This window comes from Leisingera sp. ANG-S5 (assembly GCF_000813925.1).
GTDB lineage: Bacteria > Pseudomonadota > Alphaproteobacteria > Rhodobacterales > Rhodobacteraceae > Leisingera.
In genome coordinates this window covers 2,501-5,756 of sequence record NZ_JWLH01000022.1, presented here as the reverse complement: position 1 = coordinate 5,756, position 3,256 = coordinate 2,501, and the positions used below count along the sequence as shown (strand labels likewise).

Sequence of the window (3,256 nt, the reverse complement as noted above, 5' to 3'; positions counted from 1 at the left end):
TGGTTGCGGGAGCAGGATTTGAACCTGCGACCTTCAGGTTATGAGCCTGACGAGCTACCTGGCTGCTCCATCCCGCGTCAGGTGTTTTTGTATCGTTTAGAGAGATGTTTGGATTTTACTAGGTTTGGCGGTGACCTACTCTCCCAGGGCTTGAGCCCAAGTACCATCGGCGCGACAGTGCTTAACTTCCGGGTTCGGGATGGGACCGGGTGTTTCACTTGTGCTGTAGCCACCAAACCAAGAAAAATCCAAATGCCAGAGGCATTTGGATTTTCTTGGTTGGCGGCAGAGAGCGTATTTACGGAGTAAATGCGCGTTGCCGCACCTAAGTTATGTCATATGACATATCCAAATGCGTCCGGCGTACAATCAACCTGTCCGTGTCAGTTAGGGATGTTTGCTTTGATTGGTTTAGTAACACTGTCTGTTACTGGATCAAATCAAGCCTATCGGGCGATTAGTACCGGTCAGCTGAACGCATTGCTGCGCTTACACCTCCGGCCTATCGGCGTGGTGGTCTTCCACGGCCCTCAGGGATACCTTGTTTTGAGGGGGGCTTCCCGCTTAGATGCCTTCAGCGGTTATCCTGTCCGATCATAGCTACCCAGCACTGCTATTGGCATAACAACTGGTCCACCAGTGGATCGTTCACCCCGGTCCTCTCGTACTAGGGGCAACTCCTCTCAAGTATCCTACACCCACGGCAGATAGGGACCGAACTGTCTCACGACGTTCTAAACCCAGCTCACGTACCTCTTTAAACGGCGAACAGCCGTACCCTTGGGACCTGCTCCAGCCCCAGGATGAGATGAGCCGACATCGAGGTGCCAAACACTGCCGTCGATATGGACTCTTGGGCAGTATCAGCCTGTTATCCCCGGCGTACCTTTTATCCGTTGAGCGATGGCCCTTCCACGCGGGACCACCGGATCACTATGGCCGACTTTCGTCTCTGCTCGACTTGTCAGTCTTGCAGTCAGGCTGGCTTCTGCCATTGCACTCAACGAGCGATTTCCGACCGCTCTGAGCCAACCTTCGCGCGCCTCCGTTACTCTTTAGGAGGCGACCGCCCCAGTCAAACTACCCGCCACGCAGGGTCCCGGATCCGGATAACGGACCGCGGTTAGACATCAAGAGTGCGAAGGGTGGTATCTCAAGGGAGGCTCCACCGGGACTTGCGTCCCGGCTTCGATGCCTACCACCTATCCTGCACATCACAATCCTGATGCCAGTGCGAAGCTGTAGTAAAGGTGCACGGGGTCTTTCCGTCTAACCGCGGGAAGCCTGCATCTTGACAGGCAATTCAATTTCGCTGAGTCGATGTTGGAGACAGCGGGGAAGTCGTTACGCCATTCGTGCAGGTCGGAACTTACCCGACAAGGAATTTCGCTACCTTAGGACCGTTATAGTTACGGCCGCCGTTTACCTGGGCTTCAATTCGGAGCTCTCACCCCTCCTTTTAACCTTCAGGCACCGGGCAGGCGTCAGACCCTATACGTCGCCTTACGGCTTCGCAGAGCCCTGTGTTTTTAATAAACAGTCGCCACCCCCTGGTTTGTGCCCCCGGATCCAAGTTGCCTTGAACCCGGGCCTCCTTCTCGCGAACTTACGGAGGTATTTTGCCGAGTTCCTTCAACATCGTTCTCTCAAGCGCCTTGGTATTCTCTACCAGTCCACCTGTGTCGGTTTAGGGTACGGTCTGATGGAGGGCTATTTCCAGGGACCAATCAGCGGCCCGCCCAATCCGATAAGGGCGAACAACCTTCATGATCCGTCACATCCTCCTGGCCTAGGAATATTAACCTAGTTCCCATCGCCTACGCCTTTCGGCCTCGGCTTAGGGGCCGGCTTACCCTGCTCAGATTAGCTTTAAGCAGGAACCCTTGGACTTTCGGCGAGAGTGTCTCTCACACTCTTTGTCGCTACTCATGTCATCATTCTCGCTAGTGATCTCTCCACCGGATGGCTCACGCCCCGGCTTCATCGAAAGCCTCTCTCCTCCAATGTATCCGAAGATACTAAGGAGGAATGAGACTATGTCACACTACGCTCTGCTACCATGCACTATGTGCATCCTCGGCTTCGGCTCATGGCTTGAGCCCCGTTACATCTTCGCCGCAAGACATCTTGATTAGACCAGTGAGCTGTTACGCTATCTTTAAAGGATGGCTGCTTCTAAGCCAACCTCCTGGTTGTTTTGGACGTCTCACCTGCTTTCCCACTTAGCCATGAATTGGGGGCCTTAGCCGGAGGTCAGGGTTGTTTCCCTCTCCACGACGGACGTTAGCATCCGCCGTGTGTCTGCCATCTAGTACTCCCGGGTATTCGGAGTTTGGTTAGGATCAGTAAGCCTGTGGGGCCCCATTACCCATCCAGTGCTCTACCCCCCGGGGTATTCGGATGACGCTCTACCTAAATAGATTTCGCAGAGAACCAGCTATCTCCGAGTTTGATTGGCCTTTCACCCCTAGGCACAGCTCATCCCGATCCTTTTCAACGGATGTGGGTTCGGTCCTCCAGTGCGTGTTACCGCACCTTCAACCTGGCCATGCCTAGATCACTCGGTTTCGGGTCTGATCCCACGAACTCATGCGCCCTATTAAGACTCGCTTTCGCTGCGCCTACACCTAACGGTTTAAGCTTGCTCGTGAGACCAAGTCGATGACCCATTATACAAAAGGTACGCTGTCAGCCCTCAAGGGGCCTCCAACTGATTGTAGGCGTTCGGTTTCAGGTACTGTTTCACTCCCCTCGCCGGGGTGCTTTTCACCTTTCCCTCACGGTACTGGTTCGCTATCGGTCAGTAAGGAGTACTTAGCCTTCGGAGGTGGTCCTCCGATCTTCGAACAGGATTTCACGTGTCCCGCCCTACTTAATACGTCCCTCAGAGCTTCCCATACGGGGCTGTCACCCGCTCTGGCTGCGTTTCCCAACGCATTCTGGTCACTCATCAGGCTCGGCTGGTCCGCGTTCGCTCGCCACTACTAACGGAGTCTCTATTGATGTCCTTTCCTCCGGGTACTTAGATGTTTCAGTTCCCCGGGTTTGCTCTTAAAGACCTATGTATTCAGTCCTTAAGTACCTGGTTCAAACCATTATTGATTACCAAAGGTAACAATAACGATCTGTCAGGTGGGTTCCCCCATTCAGAGATCTTGGGATCAAAGCCTATTCCCGGCTCCCCCAAGCTTATCGCAGGGTATCACGTCTTTCATCGCCTCTTACTGCCAAGGCATCCACCAAACGCCCTTCTCGC

1 tRNA gene and 2 rRNA genes (1 of these 3 only partly in view) are annotated in these 3,256 nt (G+C 54.0%); all 3 read right to left on the bottom strand.

Going from position 1 to position 3,256, the window contains the following annotated elements:
• Positions 1-77 (bottom strand) — tRNA-Met (locus RA25_RS20460).
• 45 nt (positions 78-122) lie between these two features.
• Positions 123-237 (bottom strand): 5S ribosomal RNA (gene rrf, locus RA25_RS20455).
• A 199-nt stretch (positions 238-436) separates the two neighbouring features.
• A 23S ribosomal RNA gene (locus RA25_RS20450) occupies positions 437-3,256 on the bottom strand (it continues 8 nt past the right edge of the window).